At 52.2% G+C, this 2,035-nt stretch carries 2 protein-coding genes; both read left to right on the top strand.

Translation table 11 applies throughout. From position 1 onward, the window contains the following. Positions 1-211: 211 nt before the first annotated feature. Complete coding sequence (locus TU75_RS28790; RefSeq protein WP_060550547.1) at positions 212-544, top strand: DUF7693 family protein; 333 nt, start codon at positions 212-214, stop codon at positions 542-544. Between the two features lie 455 nt (positions 545-999). Next, positions 1,000-1,914: a hypothetical protein gene (locus TU75_RS26085; RefSeq protein ID WP_060550546.1), complete on the top strand. Its 915-nt coding sequence runs from the start codon at positions 1,000-1,002 to the stop codon at positions 1,912-1,914. Positions 1,915-2,035 lie beyond the last annotated feature (121 nt).

Raw genomic sequence — 2,035 nt, 5'->3', positions numbered from 1 at the left:
TGGTTGCAGGCATTCCTGCACGACCTGGGCCTTGAAGGGTTTGGGGTAAGAGCTTCGTTGGCGCATGAGAATCCTGGCGATAAGGGTGATCGCGTCCGCTTAAAAATAGGCGGACACCATCGCCCTTAATTCAGGATTTCTGAAGGTGTGTTCGCTGGCCGCTTACGAGGAAAGGCTGAAACTAGCCAGAGCAGCAGCCGATTCCCTCCAAGTGGGTAGCGTTAGCGATAGCACTGCTGGTGAGCTCTTGGCGCGAGAGGTATGCGAGGTATTGCGAGAGGTCACCTTCGAGCGACGGAGTATGACAAAGGTCGGTCAGGTGTCTTGGGACGAGGTTTATTCGGGGAATTTTGTGGTCAGCGTCGAGGGTTGGCATATATCGATGTACAACGATTGCGGCACGCTCGACCACTGCGAAGCGTGCATCAGCCCTGATGGACGGCGCTGGTCATTTGACTCGGGAGATCGATTTGGCACTGATCCAGTAGCACTGCTCAGCACATGGGAGCATCAGGCGCTTGAGCGAATGTTGAAGGCGTTGTGATGAAAATTTGGTTTTGATATGCACCATTGGACTGATTTCGTAAACCATGCCGACGGTGTCCGATGTCTTGGCTCTCTGGGCTTCCATCCTCACGCTTTGGCCTCTCTTCCTGCGCGCTCCGCATGCGTTGAACGCGTCCCTAATCGACAGAAAAGAACTCCTTTGATACTCGGTTTGCCCGCTTTTCTTCGCTAATAGAAGAGTCCGCTTTCTCATTCGAGGAAGCTGCAACTATGCGCTTATCTCTGAGCGACCGAGAAAGTCATGACCTCTCTCATGCAGTCACATATCCGAGCGCCGACTAATGGCAGGATGCTATTGCATAGTTCTTAGGGTACCTCGTACCATCCCTGAGCGGGTAAGCCACTCGCTTCTTTCCGCTGGCGGAATCAATAATAAAAAGGAAGCATCTGTGAAGGAACGACGCGCATTGAAGGCCTTTAGGAGCTGTTTCCATGGCTAACCGACAGCTTTCTCCGGATATCGTCGCACTAATCCACCACGTGGAGTTGAACGAGTCAGGCTGGTGGAAAAAAGGTGTCAGCCAGATCGTAAAAGGCGTGCTTTGGAAGAATCATGGTGCAGCGTTGGGGTTGAATGCGCTACACGACGCGATTCGTGCAGAAGCGCCCGGAGCCCTAGGATCTGATGACGAACTTGAAAGGCAACTAAATAATCTCCGTGATCAGGGAACCGTTTCAATCTTGCCTGGGCCAGCCTACAAACTGACTGAGCGAGCTTTTAACGATCTATCTGTTCAAGCTGCCGCTGCGCATGCGGAGCAGGATGCGTGCGAAGCGGACTTCATTGTGACCTGCCGGGAACACTGTCCAACCCTTGACCCCAATCTGGTATGGAAAGATTTCACTGAGGCGCTTTCTCGAGCTATCCGCGTCAGCGGTGCCAACCTCTTCCGGCTATTAGTTGGCGGAAAGCTGCAAAACGATTTTGATTGGCTGCATAACCTTTTCCACAAAGTGGACGCCGACAACCGAGAGGGTCTGCGTAAGGTTTTGATGTTTTTCTTCAATCCGGGAAATCAAGTCTGTCGCAGCCAGATTCTTCGTTTCATGACGGCCTACTTTTTCGCGGAGGCAACCCGCCTCAACCCTGAAACCCTTGCTGCCATCAACCAGGCTCGTAAGGTGAAAACAATTAAGGTGGTACTGGATACCAATTTCCTTTTCTCAGTGCTCCAGCTTCACGACAACCCGGCTGACGCAGCAGCGTTATCACTCGTTGATTTGGCTCACAAGAGCAACGGGAAGCTGGATATAAAACTTTACGTCCTGCCGAGCACCTTGGAAGAAGCCAAGCGCGTTCTAATCGCACAACTGCATATTATTGAGCGCATACGGGTCACTCTGTAGTGGTCTAATGAAACCGGACACCCATTTAGGCGAGAATGCTCGCCAGATCGAGGTGTCAGATGACCAAACAACGCCGCTCCTTTACTCCTGAATTCAAACGCGAGGCTGCCGACCTCGTGCT

Origin of the sequence: Pseudomonas poae (assembly GCF_001439785.1) — a bacterium.
GTDB lineage: Bacteria > Pseudomonadota > Gammaproteobacteria > Pseudomonadales > Pseudomonadaceae > Aquipseudomonas > Aquipseudomonas poae.
Note: the sequence above shows the minus strand (reverse complement) of the source record. Positions and strands in the feature narration are given on the sequence as shown.